A 26119-nucleotide genomic window follows, 5' to 3' on the forward strand; every position below is an offset into this window, starting at 1 on the left:
GGTCAATCCATAACGGTACTCCGTTTCTCTGGAATAGCCGATGGAAGATACTGACCGGTTATCCGATAGGCTTCGGGAACGTTCGATCGACCGCCGAACATATCTGACGGGAACGGGGGCGGCACTCGGATCGATCGGAGCGTTTGCTGGCTTTGCCGGGACAGGAACGGCCGCAGAGTACGAGACGATCACCGTCCCATCCGGACAGGTCCACACGATCCAGGTGGGCGACGGCGACGTCCTCGAGAACGTCCTGATCGACATCACGGCTCCCAACTCCGGCTACCAGATCCGGGCCTACGGAACCGACTGGACGATCCGTAACGTCGGCGTCAAAGGCGAGTTCGACAACGGCGATGACACGCCGTTTCACGTCCGTGACACGGATCCGAACGGCGAGTCGGTGATCGAGAACGTTTACCTCGGCGACGGGGCCAACGATTCGTTCCAGTGGAACACTCACCAGGTCACCGGGATCTACGTTCACGCGGACCACGCGGGTGATCTCCTGATCAAGAACGTTCACGTCAACGAGTTCCGGGACAACGCGTTCTACGGTTCCGATCCCGGCCACCCGTACTTCGACTACTCCGAGTACGGGACCGTCCGGATCGAGGACTGTTTCGCCCGTAACGGCGGGTTCAACTTCCGTATCTCGACGGAGGGGTCGTACTGCAAGAACTGCGTCTCCGTGATCACTGACTCGTACAATACGGGCGGCCCGCGATTGTTCTACGACTACTTCTCGCGGGGAATCGAGTACATCGACTGCGATGCCCAGGGGTACGGCGATCACATCGGCTGGGGGAACGGCAGCACGTCGTGGTCGCAGTACACCGAGAACGGCGACGTCAAACTCGAGGGGTGTAGCGCGAACGTCGGGCAGACGGTCGGCGGCGAGCATCCCGGACAGTTGTCCGGCGAGCGACCCAGTTCGAACCCCCGAGATTCCCCCGAAGAGGTCGAAGGCGTTCCGCTATCGGCGGCGGAGGCCGCGAGCGGCACCAGCGGGTCGGGCGGCCGAGCGGGTATCTCATCCCCGGACTCCGACGACGCCGACGAGGACGACCTCGACAATACCGTCCTGATCGACGGCGTCGGCACGGTGGGGTCGACGACGTACGAGTTCAGCGTCACCGGCGACGTCGAGAAGTCCACGCACAGCGGCGCGTCGATCGACGGCGAGGACGTCATCGAGAGCGGCCGGGTCTCCGGCGCGGTCGCCGGTTGGCGCGATGCGTTCCGCTTCAGCGGCGAGGTCGAGGAGTTGACGGTCGACGGATCGGCGCGGGTCCTCGTGAACGGCGAGCGGGTCGATCCGTCCGAGTACGGCGACGACCTGCCCCACGTCCTCACGATCGTGGGCAACGGCACCGAATCGGCCTACGAGGTGACGGTCGACGGCACCATCGATACGCTCGACGAGGAATCGAGCGACGAGATCGAACTGACGTCCGACGCGGCCGCCACGGGTACGATCGAGCGCGGCGTCCACCGACTTCGCTTCTCGGGTGACCTCGTCGACGTTACGTTCACGGAAGGCGGGACGCAGGTGTACCTCGACCAGGAGCGGATCGACCCCGACGACTACGACGCGGATCGAGAACTGCCGCCGCACGCGATCGTGATCGACGGCTCCGACACCGACGGGGCGACGAGCTACTCGTTCACGATCGACGGCGACGTCGTGAAATCGAACTATCGGGACGCCTCGATCGACGACGGGGACGAGATCGATGGAACGACCGTCCGCGGGGTCGTCGCCGACTACCTCGACGCCTACTGGTTCGACGGCGACATCGACGAGTTCCGACTCGCCGGGAACGCCTCGGTCGACGTCGAGTACGACGCCCGCGAGAAGTAATCGCCACGCACGCCAGGGCGTCGGTATCGGGTGCCGGGTCGTCGGCGAGACGCGATCGATCGTCGATCGATACCGGACATCCGTCCTTCCGCCGGCTCAGCCGGCGATCACGTCGGTGGCTTCGAGTTCCGCCCTGACGGCCGCCTCGAGCGCGTCAACGTCGGCGACGATGTCCGTCCCCTGGTACTCGCACAGCTGATATCGATACCGGAGCCCGCGCTGTTTCGCGAGCACGAAGTACACGGGCTGGACGTAGTCCGACCGGAAGAGTTCGATGACGCTCGCGTCGCTGGCGTAGAGGACGTTCGTCAGCCCGGCCCCGTGTGGCGCGACGATCACGTCCGCCCGGGAGAACAGGGCGACGTCCTCCGCCATCGATCGATCGCTCAGCACGTACTTTTCGAACCCGTAGGGCTCGAGGACGTCGAGGACTTCGTCTTCGTTGACGACCCGTCGATAGTCGGCGTCCTCCCGGGAGATGTAGACGAGTTCCGGGTCGTCGTCGTCCGTCTCGAATCCCTCAGCCGCGGCCGCCTCGCACATCCGATCGTGGAGCCACTGGTGTGCGACCGGGGAGATGTCGGCCCGATTCAGTTCGCGTCTGACCGACGGGACGACCAGTTCGTCGACGCGTCCGTGGTGGCGATCCCACTCGATCAGGTCCGCGTCCTCGTACCCGAGCAACTCGAGGGACTCGCGCTGGAACGGCGTCGGGTTCGGCCCCACGATCAGTTTCGGCGTCTCGCCGGTGCGCTCGCGATAGGCTTCGACCCCTTCGAGTCGGGTGAGCGTCTCGACCGTCCAGTGGTAGTAGCCGCGGTTCCACTGGTTGTAGAGGAGCACCGCACGATCGATCGATCCGGTATCCGCGTCGGCCCTCCCGGAACCACCCGTCCGTGGCCGGGACGGGGAGAGGGCGCTTCGGGCGGAATTCGCCATGTTCAACGACAGCACCTCGGGGCTGACGACTGCCTCGAGCACCAGCCGGTAGCGTCGATCGAGCGGGACGGGATACTCCCCGACGAGTCGGACGTCCCGGAGCGTCCCGACGAACGGCTGCGGGAGCGTCGCAGTTCCGATCCGGGCTTCTACTTCCGTCCCGTGCTGGTCTCCCTCCGGCGGTTCGATCTCGACGATTCGGTCCCGGTCGTAGTACTCGATCGAGCCGTTCTCGCGGAACCGACGTTCCAGGTCGTCCCGATCGAGGATGAGCGGAGCGCAGTAGTCGACGAACGCGTAGCTCGCCGGGTGGAAGTACCGCGCGTACGTCTGGGGGTGAAAGACGCGCGAGAGCTTGGTTCCGAGCGTCCCGCTGGCGTTCGATAGAAGAGCATCGAGATCCACGGCCGAGGCGAGTTTCGAGACTCCGCTCATATACCGTCAAACCGACTTCGGGCGGTTTGTTATCCGTCTCTTTTTCTGAAATTTCTGTCGAGTGCATCTCTACCCTCAAAATATCGGGTTTCCGTATCACTGTACGTGTAGTATTACAATGGAACGACGGTGCGTATTCCCGCTCGATGCGGATTCTCGTTTTCGCCAACACGCCCGCTCACGTTCATCTGTATCGCAACGCTGTCGATCGACTCCAGGACGCCGGCCACGACGTGCTCGTCCTGACCCGGGAGTACGCCTGTACGACGGACTTACTCGAGTACTTCGGACTCCCCTACCGGGTGTACGGGACCCACGAGACGGCCGGCTACTCGACGCTCGGCTTCGCGCGGGAACTGGGGGGTCAGCTGGGATCGATCGCGACCGAGACGCTCCGATTCGGACCGGACGTCGTCTTCGGGCGCGGCCCGTACGCGGCGGCCGCCGGAACCCTCTCGCGCACCCCGATTGTGCTCGTTCTCGACGACGAACCGGCGGATTTCAACCACACCGTCTCCCGTCCCTTCGCCGACTGTATCCTCTCCCCTGCGGTCACCCGCCGGGACCTCGGCGACGCCCACTACACGTTCGACGGCTTCAAGGAGTGTGCGTATCTCCACCCCGAGGTCTTCGAACCGGACGGCACCGTCCGCGAGGCGCTCGGCGTCGGTCCGGACGAGCAGTACGCCCTCGTCCGGTTCAACGCGCTCGACGCCCTGCACGACACCGACCTGGAGGGGTTCTCCCCCGACCAGCGCCGGGACCTGATCGATCGACTCGCCGATCGGGCGACCGTCTTCGTCTCCGACGAGGGCGACGAGATGGCGTTCGACGACCTCCCGGCGCGTCCCTACGATCTCCACCCGGCGCTGATCCACGACGCGATGGCCGAGGCCGCCCTCGTGGTCTCCGACACCGGGACGATGGTCACCGAGGCCGCCCTGCTCGGCACCCCCGCGTTCCGCTACCGCGGGACCGACGACCACGAGTACGGCGAGTTCCGGGAACTCGAACGCGCCGGCCTCGCCGAACAATTCGACGCCTACGACCGGATCCGCGACCGATCGCTCGCGATCCTCGCCGACGCCGACGCCGAACGACGCTGGCGAAAGCGACGGCGGGACTACGTCGGCGACCTCGTGAACCTGACCGACGTGCTCGTCGACGTCGCCGAATCCCGCGGCGCGATCGATCGACTCGAATCCTCGACGCGGCGATCGTTGCGGGCGCGATCGGCGATGACCTGACGATCGCCGCCGAATGCCGTCGAACCGCTCAGTCGTCGATCGCCGACCCGTACGCTAACCGGTTCCTACGGTCACTGCTGTCACTTTTCAGGGAACGATGTTCGGATCTCGAACCCGCCGCCCTCCCCGATCGCGACCGTCTGGTCGGTGCTTCTGTCGCGTCGCGTCCTCGCACTCGGTAATTTCTGACTGACTGTCATCGTCGTCGATAGCACCGTATTTACTGAATTTCGGGATATCGTATATGTCGTCCATACTTATCGGATCGATTCACGGACCACGTTCCATGGTCGGAACTGCAACGATCAGCATCGAACTCGAACTCGGGTGGGGACTCGTTCGGTTCGACAAGATGGACAAACTCAGCGACGATCGGACCGCGGAGACACGCTACCTGTCGCGCCTGCTCGATCGATGTGACGAGTACGACGTGCCGATCACCTTCGACGTGGTCGGCCACCTGTTTCACCAGGACTGCGACGGCGAGCACGGCGGCCCACACGACGACGACTGGTGGGACGCCGACCCTGGAACGTCGGTCTCTGCCGATCCCGAATTTTACGCCCCGGACCTGATCGACGACATCCGCTCCCGGGACGTCGATCACGAAATCTGTACCCACACCTACTCGCACGTGGAGTGTAACCGGGTCGAGCCACGAACCGTCCGGTGGGAACTCGATCGCGCACAGCGCGTCCACGACGCCCACGGCCTTCCCGAGAGCACGTCGATCGTTCCGCCTCGCCACAGCACGCCGCCCACAGACGCGCTCACCGACGCCGGTATTCGTGTAAAACGGGTCCCGCACTACGACGCTGAGGGTCAGCATCGCCCGTCGACGCGTGTCCAGAAACTGCACGAAATTCTCCTCGAATCGTACCCTGCGATCGAACCGGAACGCAACGACGGCGTGCTCGAAACGTACAGTCCGGAGTACACCACGCTCGCCGTCCCATTCCTCCAGACCGGGACGTATTCGCCACATCCGGTCTACCGATCGCTACCGGTGCGGGTGCGGCGGCGATTACACGAGCGGAAACTCCGACGCGGTCTCGCGGCCGCGGCCGACGACGATTCGTTCGTCCACTACTGGTGTCACCTGTACGACTTCGCGAACGAGCAACAGTGGCCACAGATCGAGTCGTTCGTTCGACACCTCGCCGAGCGACGCGACGCGGGTGCGATTCGGACCCTGACGATGCGTGAACTGCACGAGGATGCCATGTCTCGCCGCCGGTCCGCCTCGGGACGCGGGGACTGGACTGACGAGCACTCCCGGCCGACGCCACACGCAGAGCAGCCTCGCCAGCCCGATCCGGCGACGCTCAGCGATCCGATCGAGTCCGGACGATGAGCACTGACGACCTCCAGCTCGGCGTCTTGCTCGCCGAGCCAGCGATGGAACGGTGGGCCGCCGCCGCCGTCGAAGAGGCGGTCCGGACCGCCGATATTTCGGTCGAACAGGTGATTCTGCCCGTCGAGTCGGAGTCGGCCTCGTCTAACCGCTGGGAGCGGTACGCGACGTCCGTCCTGGAGTACGGCGCGTGGACGCCAGTCCTCGCCTGGCACCGGCTCGTGAACACGCCACCGTACCTCGAGAAAGTCCCGATCGACGACCTCTCGTGGCTCGACGGCGCCGAGCGAATTCGGACCCGGACCGAACCCGCCGACGGGATCGGCCAGCGGCTCCCCGCCTCGACGATCGATCGGATCGAGTCGGCGGGGATCGATCTCCTGTTCCGTCGCGGCTTCGGCATCCTCCAGGGCGACGTCCTGGCCGCGCCGACTCACGGGGTGCTCAGTTATCACCACGGGAACGTCCGGGAGTACCGGGGCCGTCCGCCCGGTGTCTGGGAGTTCGCGAACGACGAATCCACGGCCGGGATCACGCTCCAGCGCCTGACGCCGACGCTCGACGGCGGCGAGATCGTCGTCGAGAAGACGATCGACGTGGCGGACTGTCGAACGTGGCAGGCGGTCGAACGAACGTTGTTCGAGCACTCGACCGACATGCTGGCGACCGCGTGTACGCGGCTCACGGAGCCGACGTTCGAGGCGAGGACCCCCGACGACCTCGGGCCGCTGTACACCTGTCCCGGGGCGGTGGATACCGTCCGGATCGAACTCGAGAACGCGCGAGGAAAAGTGGCGAACGCGATCGAGGACTGATCGCCCGAGCCCGGCACGACGATCGATCGCTCGACGAACTGTCCTTGCCCGATCGCTCGACGTGCTGTCCGTCGCCCAATTACTCGAGGTAGCCGAGATCGGCGAGCCGTTTCTCCACGTCTTCGTCCGCCGTCTCGATCGCCTCGCGGCCGTCGAACCGGGGGTACTCTCTCGAACCGGGCGAGTCGACGGCAGGGAGCGGCGTGCCGTCCATCCGCTCGTCGACCGGGACGTCGAGCGTCGACAGCACGGTCGGTGCGACGTCGAAGAGGTGGGCGTTCCCGATGCCGCTGTCGGCGTCGATCGCCTCGCCCTGGAGCGCGATCGTCCCGTCGCGCTTGTGGTTCCAGGGCTCCGTCGGCGGCCCGAACTGCTCGTCGCGAAGGGTCGCCGAGAGGAAGTGATCGAAGTCGGCGGGAACCGTGACGACGTCGACGGCTCGATCGCTCTCCGGGCCGTCGAAGTACTCCTCGCGACGGGTGACCGTCTCGAAGACGGGATCGCCGTCGGGTGTCCTGACGCGCCGCAAGTCATCGATCAGCCGGTCGCGGACGGCCTCGTACTCCTCGGGCGGGACGACGCCCTCGGGGTCGCGCCCTGCGAGGTTGATGCGGACTCCGAGCTCGATCCGCGATCGCACGTACGCCCGCGAGGCGGGAAAGTCGACCTGCGTCGCGCCCGCGTTGACCAGTCCCGCCGGGACGTGTCTCGCGACGACGTCGTCGATTCCGAGCCGTTCGAGGACGGCCCCGACCCGCTGGCTCGTCAGCCCGACGCGGGCGGCAGTCGCCATCGCGCGTTCGGCGATCCCGGGATCCCGATCGGTGGCGTCCTCCCCGCGTTTCAGGTTGCCGTCGCGGATCGTCGCCCAGGTGGGCATTCCCTCGCCGCCGTCGACGGTCTCGACGTCCCCGCGCTCCCGGAGGAACTGGTTCGCGCGGAACTCGTAGCCGTCGTACGGTCCCATCCCGTGGTCGCTGGCGACGATCACCGTGTCCGGATCACACGTCTCGAGCGTCTCGGCGAGCTGGCGGTCGACCTCGCGGTAGATCGAATCGATCGCCGCGTCGTTGCCTGGGTCCTCGTGGAAGATCGAGTCGGTCGCCTGGAACTCGACGAACCCGAACTCGGGATCGAACCGATCGGCGAGGTAGCGAAACGCCTCGCCGCGCGTCCGCACGCAATCGATGTACGCCGTCCCGAGATCCTCGTCCTCGTCGGGGTAGACGCGGTACTCTCCGATCGCGTCCCGGACGTCCTCGAGCAGGCCGGCGGGATGGCACTCGGGATCCTCGGGGGCGGTGTATCCCGGAATCAGCGCGCCGTCGAACGATCGCGGCGGGTGCGTCACCGGGACGTTGACGACGACGCTCGTGAGCCCGTGGCGATCGAGCAGTTCCCACAGCGTTCGCTCGCGCACGTCGGTCGCGTTGACCACGTCCCAGTCGTACCCCTCGAACGTGAGAAAGCTGAAGACGCCGTGTTTCCCCGGATTCATCCCCGTGTACAGCGAGGGCCACGCCGAGGCCGTCCACGGGGGGATCTGGGACTCGAGCGGGCCGCCAGTGCCGTCCTCGTAGATCGATTCGAGTGTCGGGAGCTCGCCGGCCTCGAAGCGCGGCGCGATCACCCGCTCGCAGGCGGCGTCGATCCCGACCAGCAACGTCCGGAGGGAGGAATCACTCATCGCTGACAGGTCCTCCACGTCGACCCTTCGTTATGGTGCGGATTACGCGCGCGCGATCGATCTGCCCGTCGGCTGTCGCGTCCGCACGAACGCCACGGCCCCGTCACTTGACGGAGTTGTACAGCGACGCGATCGTCTGCATCCCCCACGAGCCGTACTCGATGCTGTAGTAGGTCCGGAGTTCCGGGTTAAACTTCGCCTTGTACCGGTTGATCCGGGGGGTGTCCGCGCCGATCAGGTCGTAGGCCTTGATGCCGCGATCGAGTCCGTCGGACATGACCGCCCAGTCGAGCAGGTCGTTGGTCGGAAGGTCCACGTCCGCGTCGGTGCGGACGCCGCCGAGCCACCGGCCGGTCGTGTCACCGTACTCCAGGGCCAGGATGCCGCCGACGAACTCGCCGTCGACCCGGAGCGTGTACGGCCGGACCGCGCCGTTCGCGGTTCGATCGGCGAGGTCCAGGACGAACGATTCGGCGACGCCGAAGTCGATCCCCTGGGATTCGTACCGCCGCCGGACCTGGTCGACGATGAGCCGGATCTCCTCGTCGCCGCCGACCTCGATCTCGTGGGCGTCGTCGTCGGCGTTCGTGACGTTGTTCCGGGCGTCGCTGCTGAACGTCATCAGGAGGTCGTCCTCGTCCGGTGAGAGGTCGACGACGTACGTGTACTCCGGCGACACGTCGTACCCGTTCCACTTGAACGGCCGCGAATCCGCGAACGCCGTGCTGGTCCGCAGGTGCGCGTACCGCGGCGCGAGTTCCGACTCGATCCAGTCGAAACAGCCCTCGACGAACCGTTCCTGGCGCTTGTCCCGCTTGCGCTGTTTCAGCTTCCCCATGTTCAGGAACGCGGGCCCGAGGTACGGCACCCGAAGATGCGGCGGCGGCGAGAATACCGTCGTGACGAATCCCTTCTTGATTTCGAACACGGGAAAGAGGCCGACCGGTTCCTGCCCTTTGAACCCGATCAACGGGTGCAACGTCGCGCCGGCGTGCTCGGCCTGTACCTCGAGTGCCTCGTACTCGTGACACAGCGTCCCCTGGGGCGATCGCTCGACGTAGCCGTTCCACCGATCGCGGTCCTCGTCCGTGGCGAGGCGGACGTCGATGCTCATGCGGCCGATCCCTCCACAGCAGTGGATAGATCGGTCGGTACTCGGTATTCCATACGAATTCGATCGGGTCAGACGTACTTTGTAAGCGATCTGTTTCCACCGTCTCGTGCGGTGGGCGCAGATGCCGCCGATCCTCGTCGACCGGAAGATGCGGGATAGGGTCGCGTTACGATCGGGAACGGTCCGCCTATAGGCCGAATGGCCGACGAATCTGCGAAGGGGCGAGTTTCCTGTCTCCTGATCGAACCGGCCCGAGTCGCTGGTCTGACCGGTCTCGATGGCTGACTCGCGCCGTGACTCTTGCTCGTAAACTGATCAATAACAAAGCCCGTACTGCGGGTCAATCCGGTAGTTATGGAAACCGAAGAAATAACGCTCGACGAGTGGGAACGTGCCCTCCCGGCGTCGGGAACCGAGGTATTCCACGTACCCGCGGCGCTTTCCGTCGTCGAGAACCACACCGACGGAGACCTACGCCTGTTTGCTGGCTACAAGGGCCAGCAACCCGTCGCGTTGCTTCCGGTCTTCGTCAGTGAGCGATCGCTCGGTGCTCGAACGGTGGGCAAGACGGTCTTCTCGCCGCCGCTCGGTCTCGGAATCCCTCGACTCGGTCCCGTCATCGATCCGATGAGCCCGAAGCGACGAAAGCGAGAGCGGATCAACGGGGAGTTTGCGACCAGTGTGCTGGACTCGCTCGACGTTGATCGGCGAACGACGCTGTTCCGGATGGTGACCCCTCTCGACGATTCCGATCCGCGACCGTACCGGTGGAACGGGCTGAACGTGACCCCGGAGTTCACCTACGTCGTCGACGTTTCGACGGGAGATCTCGAGGACGTGATGGGATCGTTCAGCAAGAGTCTCCGCAACGAAATGCGGCGCTGGGAGGAACTGGACTTGTCAATCGAGTGTGAGGGGATCGACGCTGCTCTCCGGGTGTACGAGGACGTCGTCGACCAGTACGCCGAATTCGACGAGTCTGCTCCGATGACCCGATCGTTCCTCCGCGAGTTCCTGACCGAACTGCCCGACGATCGGTGGCGGGTTTACGTCGCCCGGACGCCGGACGGCGAGTACGCGAGCGGCATCATCACGCTGTTCTCGGACGACATCGCGTACTACTGGCAGGGCGGTGTCGCCGCGTCGTACGAGAGTGTGAGCGTCAACAATCTCCTTCACCGGGCCATTCTCGAGGATCTCCTTTCGGATCCGGCGCTCGACACGATAACTGGCTACGATCTCGTCGGCGCGAACACCGAACGGCTCTGTGATTACAAGGGGAAGTTCAACGGTGAGTTGCGCCAGTACTACGTCGTCGAGTCTGCGGGACTCGAAATGCAACTGGCGAAATCAGCGTATCGGACCGTTTCTGGATCATTGACCAAGGGGTGAACGATGACTACTGCACATTCGGTCCTCCGGTCCGTCCCCGTTCTCTGTGGTGGGCCTGCCCGCCATCTCGAGACGGGGATTCCCGACACCTTTCACGTTGTCGTCTCAGTGATCGCTCGTCGAGTCCGGACAGAGATTCACACCGTGACCCGTGGTCGCTGTCATCTGGTGATGAGTGATGGCTGATACGACTGCTGATTTACGACTTCTCGCCGCCGTAACACTCCTGGCGACGTTGCTCTTAACTACGGGCGTTGCTGACGATTCCGTGCTCCGTATCGTGATTGGCGTTCCCTTTCTCGTTTTGGTGCCAGGATACGCGATTCTAGCTGCGTGTGTTCCGTCCGCTGGCCCGAGAGTCGATACGAACGCTCGACCGGATGGCGTGAACAGTCGACTAAGACGGCGACTTTCCGGTCTGGAGTGGTGGGCGATTTCGATCGCGATCAGCCTGCTCGTTGTTCCGGGTATCGTTGCGGCTCTCATCGTGGCACCCGTCGAGTACGGCACAGCGTCACTTGGCGGTCTGATCGGGTTCGTCTCGGGGGCAGCACTCGCGATCGCATCCATTCGGCGTAGCGGACTGCCGCCAGAAACGCGCTACCACGCGTCCCCTCGCGAGTGGGTCCGAGGTGTCGTCGACGGCGTCACGATAACCACGACTACCGATGCCGCGCTGACGGTTGGCCTCGCCGTGGCCGTGCTTCTTGTCCTCGGGAGCGGCGCCTACGCCATCGACGCCGGGCAACAGGGGACGGACCACACCGAACTGTATCTATTGACTGAAAACGAGTCGGGCGAGTACGTCGCTTCGGGGTATCCCGAGGTGGTCGACCCCGACGAGTCGATCCCGATCGCGATCGGGATCGGAAACGAGGAGGGGACGAACGTGGAGTACACCGTCGTCGTTCAGCAACAGCGACTCGAGGATGGCGAGATCGTCGACCGAACCCGACTCGATACGTTCGAGACGAGTGTCTCCGCCGGCTCTACTGCCGTCGCCGATCGATCCGTGACGCCGACCGGGGAGCCAGGTGAATCCGTTCGAATCGTGGTCCTCCTCTACGACGATGGGACTCCGGAAACGGCCACGACCGACAACGCCTACCGGTATACACAGTTTGGGACGACGATCGCCGAAGACGGTGATGACGACATGGGTGTTGGTGATGAGGACGGCGACAGTGACGGCGACGATGAGGAGGACGACGATGGCGATAGCGTCGGTGGAGGTGACAGCGATGAGGACGACGGTGACGAGAGTACCGACGACAGTGACGGTGAAGACGGAGACAGCAGTGACGACGAAGATACTGAGGGTGGGGACGGCAGTGTAGACGGTGATGGCGGCGATGACGAGGTCAGCAGTGGGGAAAACGACAGCGACGACGGCACCGTTAGTTTCTGAGCCATTCATCGTTCTCGAACGACTCACCAGCGTGGGTCTCGCCGGTTGGGGACTACGACGCCGACGCGTCGATCCGGTGGAGTCCTATCGATTCGATCGCATCGTGAGTCTCCGAAGTCACTTTTGTGTACTCTGTCGACTTCGTGACTGATGATCAGTCGAGTTGCAGAAGGATTACCGTCGTATGTCGAACCGGGAATTACGATTACGGTCACTACGGCTTCGATCGATTCAGGCACGATCCGATCACTCCCGAGTTCTCGAACTGACACGTCCGGAACCGACGCTGGCCTCTGGTGGTAGACGGGTTATCAACTGACTCGGCTTCGTCTCTTTTCGCATTCTGGAGCGGTAATGGGCGTACTTTCGTCGCTGGAGTGAGCCGAAGAACGGGCGACTGTCGGCCCGGTTTGGGGCCGGTGTGCCATTAAGAGCCGCTTCGCCAGACAATCCGATCCTGACCGTCAGTATAGACGATCGTATCTTCCTCGTTGGGACCGGGTAACGGCCCGTAGACGTGATATTGCCTGTCTTCGTGGGTGACGTAGTACGAACCGTGTTCCGTTTGAGCGTAGCCGCGGTACACTACCAGTTCCTCGCCAGAAACGGTCGTCCCGCGTTCGGCGTAGCTCGTCGAGTAGGACGTCGCCGGCTGCTCGTAATGGCGGTTGAGCATCTGGTAGGCGACGTGGTCTGCAACGATCGTGGCCTCGTCACCGGCATGAGCGACGGTGAATTCGTACGTCCGTTCCTCCTCTGGCGTCGTCGCCAGTCGATCGGCCCCGGGCGAGTCGTCGAATACCGGTCCATCGACCGCACCTGCGCCGTTGCCGATCATCAGGGCCGTGTACGGAGCGATCACGAGTGTGAAGACGACGAGCGCGACCGTTATCGATCGCGTTCGGCGTTGAGTTGCCGTTAGAATGGTGACGAGGGCGGGAGCCGCAAGCAGTGCTAGAATCACGTAGAGGAAGATCTGCCACCGATCGGGCAGGAACGTACTTACGCCCAGGAGAGGGAGCAGGTAGACGAAAACACACGCAACCGTCGTCCCGGCTCCGAGTCCGAGGACGACCCGGTTCGTCTCGCCCTCGTTCCGATCCATCCAGTAGATACTCCCGGCTAGTGCGAGTGCGAGCAATAGCGCCGATCCGGCGACGTGGAAGACGGACATCGCGTCGGCGCCCGCAATCGCTACGTACTCTCCGGGAGGGAGCTTCGATGCGGGTCGACCGCTCGTTCCCTCGAGGACGGTTCCGAGATGTTCGATCATGACACTGCCCACGACGACGAGGAAACTCGAGGAGTCGCCCTCCGGGCCGCTGTAATCCGTGACGGCCGTCTGGAGGACGAACGACGCGACGAGGACCGACAGCACTGTGAGTCCGCGACGGGTGACGTTGGCATCCCAGAAGACGTTCGCACAGACATATGTGCCGACGACGACGAGTGCGACGAACAGGCTCAACTGGTGCGTGGCGACGAGGCCAGCGAGAAAGAGACCGAAGAGTCCGAGAAATCGCGTCCGGCCAGTATCGAGGTACCGTTCGGCGTACAACAGCAGAAACCCGAACAGGACGACGCCGATAGAGGTCGGCGTCGTGTGGATCGCGTTGAAGATCGTCCGGTCAGCAATAACGACGAGCAAGCCTCCGACGAGCGCGACCGTTTCTCCCCATACGGGTTCGAGAAACAGGTACACGACGGCAACGAGCAACAACGTTGTCGTCACTGTCACGAGTAGGAACGCCGCCTGGCGGACGTCCACTCCGAGCACGGTGACGCCGCTCGCGGTCAGCAGGTGGTACACTGGTGCGTACCAGTATTTCGACGTTGCGAGCGGGGCCATGGAACCGCTGGTAGCGATCGCGTCCGCCGCCCTGTTGTGAAACAGGGCGTCCATGCCGATCTGGACGGCACTCGCGTAGTAGATCAGTCCCCGGTGAATCACGCCGGTCAGGACAACGAGTCCGAGGTTCGTCCTGGTCGAGTCCAGAACGACGATCGACAGGGCGACGAGTAGGTACAGCGCCAAAAGCAGCCCATGAACCCCCAGCGTTCGCTCGAAGCCGTTGGCGGCGAAGGCGGCGATGGCACCCGACATGACGACACAGTAACAGATCAGAATCGGTCTTGGGTCGCGAACGCGACTGTACCGGGGTAGTTCCTCGTTTCGCAGCAGGTACCCGACAGCGGTTCCAAGCAACATCAGCGGCGGCATCACGCGCGTGAACGGGTTCGAAACGAAAAGCGAGACGACGACGCCGACGACCCCTGCGGCCGTCGCGCTCGCGACGACGAAATTGGGGGATCCGATGAATCTGCGAACGTTATAGTACATTCACAGCCGTGGATCAGTTACGTCGAGTGATTGTTATGGGCTATGTTCCGGTCGGCGGGCCGCGTCAGGAGTTACTTTCCCGATTTGCGTCGGTCGATCCGTTTCCCCACAGTCACGAGAGCGGCGCCCGTCGTACTTGGATCAGGGCCGTGGCCGATCCCGCTCGATCGCCGTACATCGAGTCCTGAATGCCCCTCCTCGCCAGTTTCCGATCGTTCTCTGCGATCGATCGTCGATCACCAATCGACTATCTTTCGCCTTCGGCGACGAAGGCGATGCATTACGAAGTACGATCCACAGGAACGGGAAATTACAGTCGACAACGGGGCAGGTGGTCCAGCGGAAGGACGCTCCTGGATGCGGGTTCCTCGCTCGGGAGAAGCCGGTGGTTCGAATCCACCCCTGTCCATTCTCCTCGTTCTTGGCCGATCGTCCCCCGGAATTATGCGTCTCGAACCCGGTCGTCCGTGATAGGGTTATCAGTTGAAATCGTCGGGAACGATGCGGTCCTGGTCGGCGTAGACGTGCGCGGATCCCGCGTCGAATCTGAGGTCGGTCACCGATCCGGAGAAGCGGAACCGCTGGACGTCGCGCTCGATCGATCCCTCGACCGTTCCGGAGTCTACCGTGACGACGTCGTCGATATCGTCCCAGACGGCCGGTTCGATGATTCCGTCGACGGTAACTTCGTACGTCGCGGGTGAGCCATTGCCGACCAGCGTCAGCACTCGCGGTAGTGCGTCGCCGAAGTCGTCGGTGTCGATCTCCTCACCGTCGACGAGGACGCGCGCATCACCTTCGACGGTGACGTTCTCGAGTTCCCCGTCGAACGCGAATGCGTCGCGCCAACCGGTCACCGCACCGCTGACATGGTCGTCGTCGACCTGGATGTCGTCGTCGATCGACGCGGCGCGGTAGGTCGTCGCCTCGACGTCACCGGTAACGTCGAACTCGTACCGACTTTCGCCGGTCGTCCCGACACCGTCGATCAGGAGTGTGCGTTCGAGGCCGGTGTCCCCGCCCGTCGCCTCGATCACCTCGTCCGGTGACAGTGCTTCCCCGTCGAGTTCGACCCACATGACGTCGGGATTGTCGATGGTGATCGAGGTGACCGCACCGTCGATACGGAACGCGTCGCCGAACCCGTTGCCAGTGAGGCCTTCGACGTAGCTCGTCCCGTCCTCGACGTCGATCGTGTCGTTTGCGCCGCCCTCGATCGGGTAGCCGGACGGACTCTCGTAGGGTGCAGCGGTCCGTTCGACGTCGCCGTCGACGGCGAACGAGTAGGTGTCGTTGTAGGCGTCGGACGAGGTGACGAATGCGAGGAGGTGCGAACCGTCCGAGTCCTCAGAACTGTCCCCCGTCGAACCGGTGGTTCCGTCCGTCCCGGCCCCGGATGCGGCCTGTTCGGCGCTCGTCGGACAGCCCTCGGGAACGAATCGCTCCGGTTTTCCTGCCGAGGTGCCGTGGATTTCGGTCGTGCTCGAACGAAGTTCGACGCCCTCGAAGCAGGTGTTCTCGACGGTAACTTCGGCGTACCGCATCTTGTCGTACGTTGACCCGGACCCGCCTACCGTGATCGCTCGCTCTGGATTGTCCATCCCTCCGATGTGCGAGTCTATGATCTGCCCGTGCTCGAAGTACATCCAGAATCCACGGTGTGGACCGCCCCACGAACAACAGTTGACGAGTTTCGACCCGTCGGATCCCAGTCGAAAGTTCGCAGCTGTGTTGTTGCCCGAGTACGAGTCGTAAACGTGGATTTCGCCTCCCTGGCCGTTCACGGCCGTATCGTGGCCCGGTTCGGAGGCATAGAGGCCGTTATCGGTGTAGCCCTCGATGTAGACGTTGCGCATCTCGATTGTTCCGGAGTGTGACGGGTAGACGAAGATGCTGGCGAACCCGTCCTTGTGACTGGTTCCATCATCGCCGTCCCCGAGATAGACGTTCTCAATGACCGACGTTCCGTTGCCGCTGTCGACGCAGCCGATGTGGTAGTTTCTGGACGACGAATTCCTCGTTCCAGCTCCCTTGAACCCGACGTTCCGGATAGTCCAGTTCGTTGCCGTCGCGTCGATATGGGCGTTGGCACCATCAGCCGTGATATCGATGAGGTAGTTTTCGAACGTTTCGCCGTCGCTGAGCGAATACGTCCATTTCTCTCCCGCTCCGACGGTAATCGTCTCGTACTCTTCAGCCCGCACAGATCCACTCGCACCCTCCAGGAGTGCCAATGAACCCAGGGCTGTACCTGCTCCTGCCAGATATGTTCGTCTATTTAGCAATCCGGTATCGTCTTCCCTGACACTTCTATCGTCTGCCATCGCTCCTAGAGTACGAAAAACAGGTAATGGAGATGGGGGTTCATCTGTGCGTGTTATAATAGGCAGTGTGAAAATCAGTAAATAATGAAAATCAGGTTACAACTATCATAAACGGATATTGTCGCGATTTTTGCCATGGTCGCTCAATCTAGTCGGGGAGGCCCGATGCGCCCGCCGAACGAACTTCCGGTCTCCGTTCTTCGACCGATGCATCCCGGTCCCCGAACGCGAGAATCTATCACCACCGGGGCACCGGACGTGACGACTTCCCTTCGGTAGCGAGGCCGAAATAGCACTTTGCTACCGGTGTGGAAATCTGGTGATAACTAATTGTACGGGGACGTTCCTGAATTGTGAGTCCCAGATGATGGTTGATGACGGAGATGCTGTTAGGATATGCCCGGTTCCGAGTCCCGGTCCGTTCACTCTGCATCCGTCTGCCTCCCTGAGAACCCAGGGTGATACGCTGTCGTGTGTAACGGACCCCGATGAGCAGGCGAGCGGAGACTGGTGGGTGCGGACCTCGGGTATCGAACGGAGAGCCACAGTCGACAGTCGAACCACACGATGAGTCGTACCGGTCAGTTGATTTCGCGGTTCAAGTTCGAGTTCGTCGGGCGAGTCGCTGCGATCGTCTCGAGTGGACTGTTGATGGTCGTGCTCGCGAGACTCCTCGGACCGGACGAGTACGGACTGCTGTTTCTCGCGGTCGCGATTTTTGGCGTTCTCGGTGTCTTCAGTAAACTCGGAATTTCCAACTCGTGTGCCCGATACGTCGCCGAATACAAGGAGCAGGACTCGACGCAGATTCCGCACATTCTGCGCGTCGCACTGGCATTCAATCTGGTGACTATCGTCGTGGTCTGTTTGGCTGTGCTACTCGGACATCACAAACTGGCGGGCGTCCTCGACGAACCGGCCCTGGTGCCGTTTCTGCTGGTGGGAGTGCTCTACCTCGCCTTTGAGTCGCTTTCGGCACTCGCTCGCGGGGTCCTGCAGGGATACGAAGAGATCGAACTGGCAGCGGCGGTTCACGCGATCGGACGGGTCACTCGGCTCGTGTTCGCCGTGGGATTCGTCGTTATCGGGTTCGGCGCACTCGGCGCGCTCGTCGGCTACATACTCAGCGTCGTCGTCTCGTCGCTACTCGGTCTGTGGTTCGTTTATCGCCGACTGTATCGGGTGCTCGAGGTCGCACCGGCGATCGAGGCCGGACTCCGTCGCCGAATCGGTGAGTACACGGTACCGCTGACGGCGACCAGCACGGCGAACGTGATCGACAAGCGGATAGACACCGTCCTCGTCGGATTCTTCCTCACCCCCGTCGCCGTCTCGTATTACGTGGTTAGCAAGCAGATCGTCGAGTTCCTCGAGACGCCCGTTTCGGCACTCGGGTTTACCCTCTCACCGTCGTTCGGCGCTCAGAAGGCGGACGGCAACGTGAATCAAGCGGCCCGGATTTACGAGGCGGCACTTACACACTCGCTGTTGTTATACGTGCCGGCAGCAGCGGGAATCGTTCTGGTCGCCGAACCGACGATCGAACTGGTATTCGGTGACGACTATGGGGGAGCGACTCCCGTCTTGCAGGTGCTCTCCATGTACGTCGTTCTCCAGTCGATCACGAAACTCACCAGCAACGCGCTGGACTTCCTCGGGCGTGCGAGAGCGCGGGCGATCGTGAAGGGAATGACGGCAGCGTTGAACGTCTGTCTCAACGTACTGTTGATTCCGCGTATCGGTGTCGTCGGTGCGGCGATCGCGACAGTCGTATCGTACTCGCTGTACACCGGTTCGAATCTCGTCATCATTCACCAAGAGTTCGGGCTACGAATCGGGCTGTTGGTGCGTCGAATCGCGACTATCGTCGGTGTGACACTGACGATGACGATCCTCCTCGTCCCGGCCAATGGTCACGTCGATGGATGGCTATCACTCGCTGCCGTCGTCTCGTTGGGCGTTATCGTCTGGACTGCCCTCTCGGTCGTGACCGGACTGATCGACCTGAATCAATTGAGGATGTCAGTATGAAATATCCAGCCAACCACGAACGACAACTTTCGGCACTGAGCGACAGCATCACGCTGGTCTGTCCTGACTGTGCACGACCGTTCCCACCTGACCGCCTGCACTGTCGGAACTGTGATGTCATGGCCGTCGAACGAGATGGGATCGTCTCGTTCCAGCCAAAAGAGAACCGAACATCTCAGCGTCTATCAGATCACGAACTAGACGAGCTCGTAGAGGCTGTAGCGAATCAGTCAACCCGGAACGCTGCCGGCGCTATTTTGGCTGAAAACGAACACCGGACGGAGATTCTCACGGAGCTATTCGACGTACAACAGGAACTCTGGCAGCCGCTCGTTGCGAACCACATCGGTGGTCGTTGTCTGGATCTACACACAGGCTACGGTCGCAGGTCCGTGGTACTCTCCGAACTCGCAGATTCAATATTTGCCGTCGATCCATCCCTGGCGAAACTCCGAGTGGCTGCCAAACGCGATGATTACGCCAGTTCCGATCGAATCGTCCCGATTCATACCACCGACGAACGATTGCCATTCCGGAACGACTGGTTCGATACGATCGTTGCCGATCTCACTGGAAATACTGCTATCGAACCGACACTGGATCGTCTGAAGAGGTATCTTACTGACGATGGTTCGTTGATCTTTATGGCTGACGGTTGGCCTCGTAGTGCTGGACTCACGTCTCTCTTCGGTTTAGACGGGAGCGATTCAACTGAGACTGCTGACTTACTGCCGGGAACGGCCGCGGGCTACCGATCAATAGCACAAACGGCCGGATTTGACGACGTATCCGTCTACGCGCTGTTTCCAACTGCTTCCCGACCGCTATACGCTTTCGACGTCGAGTGTGAGCAAGCTATTCCGAAAATTTTCGAATCCTACGCCAACGAAAACGGATTCGTCGGTGACTGTATAAAGGAAGCGATGAATGTTCTCAATAGTAGTGGGATCCTGAAGCGGTGCTATCCGTCTCTCCTCGTTGTTTGTTCGAACGAGTCCGACGAGCCATCGTTCCAGTTCACGAATCCGCTCGTTATTTCGGGTCGTACCCGCTCGGTCGTTCTTGAACTTGATTCGAGCGGAGTGAACGAAATATATAAGATTCCGAATAGTAGTGTGCACGAACCGTTTACCGCTCGGGAAAATCACATCACATCTTCGCTATGCGAAACCGATGAAGAGATCGTTGCCACGATTCCTGGCGGAGAAGCGATCGATTCCCGCCTTGGACAGGCCAGAAAGGTTACCCCAGCCACGGGTCAACCGCTCGACGAAGAGATTGGACGTGACCCCGAGTCATTCGAACGCGTTCTTGAGATCGGGTTCGACTGGTTGATCGATTTCCAGCGGACGTTCGGGAGTGAACCGACGATCAAAACTCCTGCAGAGGTACGTAACAGTTTGCAGTTTCAGCCGTTGAACGTCGACCCTCCCGCGGTTGACAGCCCGGTAAAAACGTTTACAACGCCCGTCCACGGAGACTTCATGTCTAGTAATATTTACTACGAGGATGGGACGATTACCGCAGTTATCGACTGGGAGTACGGTGCGTTTGGCGAGTCACCAGTCGTCGATGCGGGTCATCTTTTATTCAATACAGCTGCTTGGATCGACGGCGACTTCGCCGAAAATGTTCGTACTGTTCTGTGCGGTCGAAACGAATATGCCGAACGCGCTCGAGCGTGCGTCCGTAGCTACTGCGAAGCAGTCGGACTTCCGTATCGGACGTTCGAACTATATCTTCCGTCCGCGTATCTTCATCAACTGACTGTCGATTGGCAGTACAACTCTGTGAGCACGTGTACAACTCGAACGGAAGCCCATGCACGGCGCATTCAAACCATCGTTGAGACAATCGACGACATGAAGATCTCGAAGTAGTGCTGGGCTGACTGGTAGACCTGTCTCAGTGGGGAATCGACCTATCGAACGGGCACAGGGCCATCGCGGTTGTCTGCGAACAGATGCGCAGCCTGATCGATCGATCGCGTCGAACCAGATATTGATCGAATAAGCGGGATACGGTAGATCCTAATTCGTTTCACATCGATCGGTACGTCCGGTCGAACGGTTCGTGGTGTTGCTGGTCAGAACCGACGGTAGCGGGATCGACTCCCATGTCAACGCGGATTTTAGATGGATCGGTACGTGTTCCGTTTGGTTCGGTATGAACCAGATAACAAATTCGTTGATTCGACCAGTATTCACTCAAGATACGGTGGCTGTCAGCATGAGATACCTGTTCTTCACCAATACGCCGGCGCACGTCCATCTGTACAAGCACGCGATTCGAGAACTCGAGGCGCGTGGCCACGACACGCTCGTACTCGCGCGGGATTATACCTGCACGATCGACCTGCTCGAGTGGTACGACCTGTCGTACGAGATCTACGGCTACTGTGATACCTCGAAGAGTTCACTGCTGAGTCGACTGCCGATACACTACGTCCGAGCGATCAGGGCGGCGAGACGGTTCGACCCGGATCTCGTTTTCGGAATGGGCAGCTATGCGGCACACACGGGGGCTGTAAGCCGAACGCCGACGGTTCTGCTGATCGACTCCGAACCGGCGTCGTTCGATCATACAGTCTCGACGCCGTTCGCCCGGGCCGTACTCACGCCCAACACGTTCCGAAAAGATCTCGGAGAGAACCATTACGTGTTCCCCGGCTTCAAAGAGTGTGCGTACCTCCACCCGGCGGTTTACACGACTGATCGCTCCATTCGTGACCGGCTCGGTATCGACGCGGACGAACCGTACGTAATCCTCCGGTTCAACGCGTTCGGCTCTCAACACGACGTCGGCAAGAAGGGGATTACTGGCGATCAACGCCGGCGTCTCATCGACCGTCTCAGTGAAGACGCGACGGTACTCATCTCCGACGAAGGTAATGATCTTTCGCTCGAGACGGTTCCTGCTCGGCCGTTCGACCTTCACCCTGCACTGATACACGACGCGCTTTCGGAGGCCGAACTGCTGGTCGCCGATACCCAGACGATGGTTACCGAGGCGGCGCTCCTCGGCACGCCGGCGATCCGGTCCAATTCGTTCGTGGGCGAGACCGACATGGGCAACTTCGTCGAACTGGAGAACCAGGGATTGATTCACAATCTCTCACACTTCGAGGAGGTTCTCGAACGATCGAGTTCGTTACTTCGTGAAGACGGGATCCAGGAAACGTGGCAGCGACGACGGAACGAGTATCTCTCGGACAAGGCGAATCTCACCGACGTGATCGTGGACGTCGCGCTTTCGTGCGGTCACGTCGACGAACTCGATTCGCTCTCACAGTTCGAACGGTCGTCGTCTGCCAAACCGACAGCTACTGTGAGTATCGACGGAGATTGATCGCCATCGGTAGCGGGATCGGTTCGCGCAGATGCGTCGCCCGCCAGCGGATCCAACTGTGGTAGACCGGTCGTATCGACGTTTACACTGCGGTCGCCTTCCGGCACCGTATCCGTCTTCTCACGGCACTCTCCCGCTCGATAGAACGGTGTACAAGATGCAATTTCGTCCGTCTATGGTTTTCCTATCCAGCTAATTGTGGGCATAACGATGTGTAATCTCCTGATAGTCTTGTCCGGAAGAACGACCACTAGTATGATAAGACATCTACTGGAACGAGTCGACGAGACGGAATTTAGAGCGTCCGCGATCGTGATCGCGATCGCGGTGAGTATCGTTATCGGAACATCAATCGGTGCGACAGGAATCGCCGCAGGGGCCGTCCAACCGGACGAACCGAACGGATACGCCGTGACACAGGGCGAAGAGTGTGTCGCTGTCGAACCGCTCGGAAACGGCACGCAGTCCGTCGAAGCGTTCTACGACTACCGAACGCCGGAGACGTCCCCAAGTAACTACACCTACAGCTCTCACGGTACCACACAGTTGCAAGCAGACGATACGAGCAATCTGTTCCTGTACGAGGGGACGGAGGGCCTCAGTCTCGTACTCGTTCACGACCAGTACGACGGGGATTCCCCTGGCGGAGCAGCGACGATGCAGTTCGACGAACTGCCAGAGGAGGGCGAGTGGGTGGTCGAAGACGACAATTACAGCGACGACATCCAGGGCGGGCCTGACGACGTGTTCGAGCACAACGACACGTCGAGTCGCATCACGTGGGCCTGGGCGGACAACCGTACAGATGGCGCTGTTTTCCAGGGCGGCCTGGACGAGGAGTTCTCGATTGCGATCGACCCCGCGTTCAACGACGAGGCTGATTTCCGGGAGAATCCCGGTTCGATCACCGACTGGGACGTTCTATCGGCGACCGAGACTGGCTACGAGCGAACGTCGCTCGATCTCGACGAACCAGTGACGATTCAGTCCGGCGACTGCGTCTCGATCGGAGTTACGGACCTCTCCACGACAGAAACGGTGACCGCCGGTGAGTCGACCACGATCGAGACGACCGTGGAGAACGACGGTGCGCTTCCAGCGTCCCAGAACGTCACGATCACCGTTGACGGCGAGGCGGTCGACGAGCACGAGGTGACTCTTGAACCCGGAAACACGACGACCGTTTCGTCAACTGCTGTGTTCGACGAGCCGGGAACGTACACCGTCGAAGCGAATAACGAGACCACGACAGTGGGAGTCGAAGCTGCCGAGAGTAGTGACACGAACGTCGAGACCGATTCACTATCTGGATTCGGGATCGTTGTAACGCTGATCGCAGCTTCGGTCGTGCTGGTGGTGCGTCTCCGCTCGTAATCTCGTTTCGACGCTGTGAGAACACGAATCGATCGCCCGCACTTTCTGTTCTTGATCCGTCGTGATAGGCTGGACGACCGTTTGACCAGCCGTTACCATCTGGCAGGGAAAGCGGCCGAGTCGGCGAGTTATCGGTGACCCCGCCCACGGACCGACGACCACAGCCACCCGATCCCGAGCACGCTAGCGAGGGCGACCATGGCACCGATGCCGAAAACGGCCGCCGAGTATCCGGATTCCGATCGCTCAGCGACGCTGACCGCCGACAGCGACGTCACGTCCGCGGTGAATCGGTACGTCTCGTCTGACTCGTCTTGGAGGGTCGTCGGCGCTTCGGTCCAGCCGTCATCCGATCGCTCGTAAAGCGCGACCGCATCCGGTTCGAGACCGTAATCGTTGAGTGTCGCCGCGTCGACGGTAAACGTCGCCGTTCCTGAGACGTCCGTAGCTCGCGACTCACTCGTTACGGACAGGTGGGAGAGGGCGTCGCCGCCATCAGGTGACGATTCGATGCCGTCGGGGCGCTGAGTATCGAAGACGAGCGTCGCGTCACCGTCGATACCCGTCACGTCCAATCGTTCGAACCGGACGCCGTTAGATTCGGTCTGAGGACGGATCGAAACCGCGTTGTCTGGATCGGCGTTCAGGATCCTCGCTTCACTCCCGGTTTCCGTCGGACTGGTCGTCACGAATGGATCGTCACACGTACCGGTGCGTAGCGTCACCGGTTCCTCGAGATCGAGGTCCGTCCGGTCGGGTGAGTCGGAGTCGCCCGAGAGATACTCCCAGTCCGAGATTCCGCCGCCGTCGTGGAAGTTCGGATCGTAAAAATCCTCGTCGGGATCGGCGAACGTCGCGTTCTCGTTGAATCCCGGATGAACCGTTATCGCGAACTCATCGTCCAGGCCACCCCGGATCGCACCGCCGTCGGTTCGTCCGTCCGACCAGATCCAGTCGGCGGCGATCCAGCCGTCGCCACGATGCCACTCGGCCATGTTCGATTCGCCCGTATACAGATCGTCCTGGACGACCCACTCCGTGGCAGATGGGACTCCGGTGACGTTGAGACTCGCGAGCCCGCCCCGCGTATCCCCACCGAGATGATCATTGACCATTACGAGACTGAGACCGTCCGGGCCCTCGTGGAGGAAGAGGATACTCGTATCGTCTTCCTGGAGGTGTGTGGTCCCGTAGGAACTGTAGAGTCGCTCGACCTCCGGCGGATGCGTTTCGTGATTCCGGTAGTCGTAGAACGACTCCACCGTCTCCCCGGATTCGATCGGCTCGATCGGCTGGCATCGGTCTCCCTGTTCGAGGACGTACGAATCGGCGTCTTGGGCGGACGCCGACTGGGAGAACGCGACGGTGCTTGCGCTGCTGAGCAGACTGCACACGATGATCAGTGTGAGTATGAGACGAGCGTTCATAGAGGGGGCTGATGGTATCGTTCGTTCATTGGTTCCGGTTGTCGAGTGCCGCCTGTCGTGTTCTGGAATCCGGTTCACTGGCGAGGATCGTACAGAGCCGTCGCGGCGTCCCGACCCATGCGCCGCGATCGAGCGCCTGCTCGACGAGCCACCGGTAGAGCGTCCGGTAGCCGGGGAACTCCCGTTCGTCGAAATAGCGCGGATGCCAGAGCGCCGTCATCACGGCGTCGTTGGCCGCGGCTTCGTCGAGCAACTCCTCGCACCTGTTGCGGGCGGCGTCGAAGTCGGTGCCCGGATCAGGGAGGGCCTGTTCCATGATCGTCAGCGGAAACACCCGGAACTCGTCGCCGAACGGTCGGATCGGCCGGTACCCCGTCGTGAACCCACATTCCGTCCCCGACCCGAGGCTCGAATCGTACCGGAGGCCGATCGATCGGTAGTGGTGCCACGTCTCCGGGACGGACAGCCTGAGATGATGCTGTCGGCCGCCCGCGACTGGACCGTCGAGTACCGACTCCAGGATCGCCTTCTCCTCGCGTAACCGGTCCCGATCGTCGGCGGTGTGGTAGGAGCCGTGGAGGCCGACCTCCCAGCCGCCGTTCGCGAGGTCCCGGATCACGTCGGCCATCTCGGGCGCGGTCACGTCGTATCGACCGAGGTGTTCGATCCAGTTCGGCGCCGAGAACCAGTCGCGCGCCGGCCGATCGGCGAGGAGGTGCTGTTCGTTCAGGAAGTAGCAGGCCGATCGGACGCCGAGATCCTCCTCCAGGGCCATGAGCTCCTCGAACTGCCAGTACGGGTTCGAGGAGGAGAGGGCCGTTCGGAGGTGATAGCCCGGTCGACCCTGGGCGGCCCGGTAGAACGATCGGAACCCCTTGTACGGCCGGTCGACGTCGTGGGTCAGACAGAGGGCGAACGACGCGTCGCCGGGGACCGGATCGTCGTCCCGTGGTGCGTCGGCGACCCACTCCGGCGTCGCCGAGTGCGCCGTCCCACGGGTCTCGTCGCTCATCGAATCA

17 protein-coding genes and 1 tRNA gene are annotated in these 26119 nt (G+C 61.8%); 11 read left to right on the plus strand and 7 right to left on the minus strand.

The window, feature by feature from the left end:
* Positions 1 to 40: 40 nt before the first annotated feature.
* Positions 41 to 1864 (plus strand): hypothetical protein, encoded by a 1824-nt coding sequence (locus MUN73_RS21715; RefSeq protein ID WP_250142607.1) that lies wholly within the window; start codon positions 41 to 43, stop codon positions 1862 to 1864.
* Between the two features lie 96 nt (positions 1865 to 1960).
* Here MUN73_RS21715 and MUN73_RS21720 read toward each other — a convergent pair whose 3' ends face one another.
* The gene (locus MUN73_RS21720) at positions 1961 to 3238 is read right to left on the minus strand and encodes a glycosyltransferase family 61 protein (RefSeq protein WP_250142608.1); all 1278 of its coding nucleotides are present in this window, start codon (positions 3236 to 3238) and stop codon (positions 1961 to 1963) included.
* 146 nt (positions 3239 to 3384) lie between these two features.
* Between MUN73_RS21720 and MUN73_RS21725 the strand changes: the two genes are divergently transcribed.
* The 3 genes from MUN73_RS21725 to MUN73_RS21735 all read left to right on the plus strand — a co-directional run bounded on the left by MUN73_RS21725 (position 3385) and on the right by MUN73_RS21735 (position 6654).
* Positions 3385 to 4485 carry a DUF354 domain-containing protein gene (locus MUN73_RS21725; protein ID WP_250142609.1) on the plus strand — a complete coding sequence of 367 codons (1101 nt, stop codon included), beginning with the start codon at positions 3385 to 3387 and terminating at the stop codon, positions 4483 to 4485.
* A 286-nt stretch (positions 4486 to 4771) separates the two neighbouring features.
* On the plus strand, positions 4772 to 5839 hold the full coding sequence (locus tag MUN73_RS21730; RefSeq protein ID WP_250142610.1) for a polysaccharide deacetylase family protein: 1068 nt from the start codon (positions 4772 to 4774) through the stop codon (positions 5837 to 5839).
* On the plus strand, positions 5836 to 6654 hold the full coding sequence (locus MUN73_RS21735) for a formyltransferase family protein (RefSeq protein ID WP_250142611.1): 819 nt from the start codon (positions 5836 to 5838) through the stop codon (positions 6652 to 6654). Before MUN73_RS21730 ends, MUN73_RS21735 begins: the two co-directional genes overlap by 4 nt.
* 79 nt (positions 6655 to 6733) lie before the next feature.
* Here MUN73_RS21735 and MUN73_RS21740 read toward each other — a convergent pair whose 3' ends face one another.
* Together MUN73_RS21740 and MUN73_RS21745 are read right to left on the minus strand one after the other, a co-directional pair.
* Positions 6734 to 8341 (minus strand): alkaline phosphatase family protein, encoded by a 1608-nt coding sequence (locus MUN73_RS21740; protein ID WP_250142612.1) that lies wholly within the window; start codon positions 8339 to 8341, stop codon positions 6734 to 6736.
* Positions 8342 to 8444: 103 nt separating this feature from the next.
* Positions 8445 to 9455 carry a lipid II:glycine glycyltransferase FemX gene (locus MUN73_RS21745; RefSeq protein WP_250142613.1) on the minus strand — a complete coding sequence of 337 codons (1011 nt, stop codon included), beginning with the start codon at positions 9453 to 9455 and terminating at the stop codon, positions 8445 to 8447.
* Between the two features lie 354 nt (positions 9456 to 9809).
* On the opposite strand from MUN73_RS21745, the gene MUN73_RS21750 reads away from it, so the two are divergent.
* A complete protein-coding gene (locus MUN73_RS21750; RefSeq protein WP_250142614.1) occupies positions 9810 to 10847 on the plus strand; it encodes a GNAT family N-acetyltransferase in 1038 nt (345 codons plus the stop codon).
* 178 nt (positions 10848 to 11025) lie between these two features.
* Positions 11026 to 12255 carry a DUF1616 domain-containing protein gene (locus MUN73_RS21755; RefSeq protein WP_250142615.1) on the plus strand — a complete coding sequence of 410 codons (1230 nt, stop codon included), beginning with the start codon at positions 11026 to 11028 and terminating at the stop codon, positions 12253 to 12255.
* 427 nt (positions 12256 to 12682) lie between these two features.
* Here MUN73_RS21755 and MUN73_RS21760 read toward each other — a convergent pair whose 3' ends face one another.
* Positions 12683 to 14596 (minus strand): hypothetical protein, encoded by a 1914-nt coding sequence (locus MUN73_RS21760; protein WP_250142616.1) that lies wholly within the window; start codon positions 14594 to 14596, stop codon positions 12683 to 12685.
* Between the two features lie 325 nt (positions 14597 to 14921).
* Here MUN73_RS21760 and MUN73_RS21765 point away from each other — a divergent pair.
* Positions 14922 to 15005: transfer RNA gene (locus MUN73_RS21765), tRNA-OTHER, on the plus strand.
* A 70-nt stretch (positions 15006 to 15075) separates the two neighbouring features.
* Here MUN73_RS21765 and MUN73_RS21770 read toward each other — a convergent pair.
* A complete protein-coding gene (locus tag MUN73_RS21770) occupies positions 15076 to 16800 on the minus strand; it encodes a hypothetical protein (protein WP_250142617.1) in 1725 nt (574 codons plus the stop codon).
* Positions 16801 to 17487: 687 nt separating this feature from the next.
* Here MUN73_RS21770 and MUN73_RS21775 point away from each other — a divergent pair.
* The 4 genes from MUN73_RS21775 (at position 17488) to MUN73_RS21790 (ending at position 23673) form a co-directional block, all read left to right on the plus strand.
* Positions 17488 to 18951: a flippase gene (locus MUN73_RS21775; protein WP_250142618.1), complete on the plus strand. Its 1464-nt coding sequence runs from the start codon at positions 17488 to 17490 to the stop codon at positions 18949 to 18951.
* A 119-nt stretch (positions 18952 to 19070) separates the two neighbouring features.
* A complete protein-coding gene (locus tag MUN73_RS21780) occupies positions 19071 to 20831 on the plus strand; it encodes a class I SAM-dependent methyltransferase (protein WP_250142619.1) in 1761 nt (586 codons plus the stop codon).
* A gap of 349 nt (positions 20832 to 21180) precedes the next feature.
* The gene (locus MUN73_RS21785) at positions 21181 to 22299 is read left to right on the plus strand and encodes a DUF354 domain-containing protein (protein WP_250142620.1); all 1119 of its coding nucleotides are present in this window, start codon (positions 21181 to 21183) and stop codon (positions 22297 to 22299) included.
* A 411-nt stretch (positions 22300 to 22710) separates the two neighbouring features.
* Positions 22711 to 23673 carry a CARDB domain-containing protein gene (locus MUN73_RS21790; protein ID WP_250142621.1) on the plus strand — a complete coding sequence of 321 codons (963 nt, stop codon included), beginning with the start codon at positions 22711 to 22713 and terminating at the stop codon, positions 23671 to 23673.
* 128 nt (positions 23674 to 23801) lie between these two features.
* Here the strand turns inward: MUN73_RS21790 and MUN73_RS21795 are convergent, their stop codons facing one another.
* Positions 23802 to 25100, minus strand: a complete 1299-nt coding sequence (locus MUN73_RS21795; RefSeq protein ID WP_250142622.1) for a hypothetical protein — start codon at positions 25098 to 25100, stop codon at positions 23802 to 23804.
* A gap of 25 nt (positions 25101 to 25125) precedes the next feature.
* Positions 25126 to 26112: a polysaccharide deacetylase family protein gene (locus MUN73_RS21800; protein ID WP_250142623.1), complete on the minus strand. Its 987-nt coding sequence runs from the start codon at positions 26110 to 26112 to the stop codon at positions 25126 to 25128.
* Between the last annotated feature and the right edge of the window lie 7 nt (positions 26113 to 26119).

Origin of the sequence: Halosolutus amylolyticus, from assembly GCF_023566055.1 — an archaeon.
GTDB classification, from domain to species: Archaea; Halobacteriota; Halobacteria; order Halobacteriales; family Natrialbaceae; genus Halosolutus; species Halosolutus amylolyticus.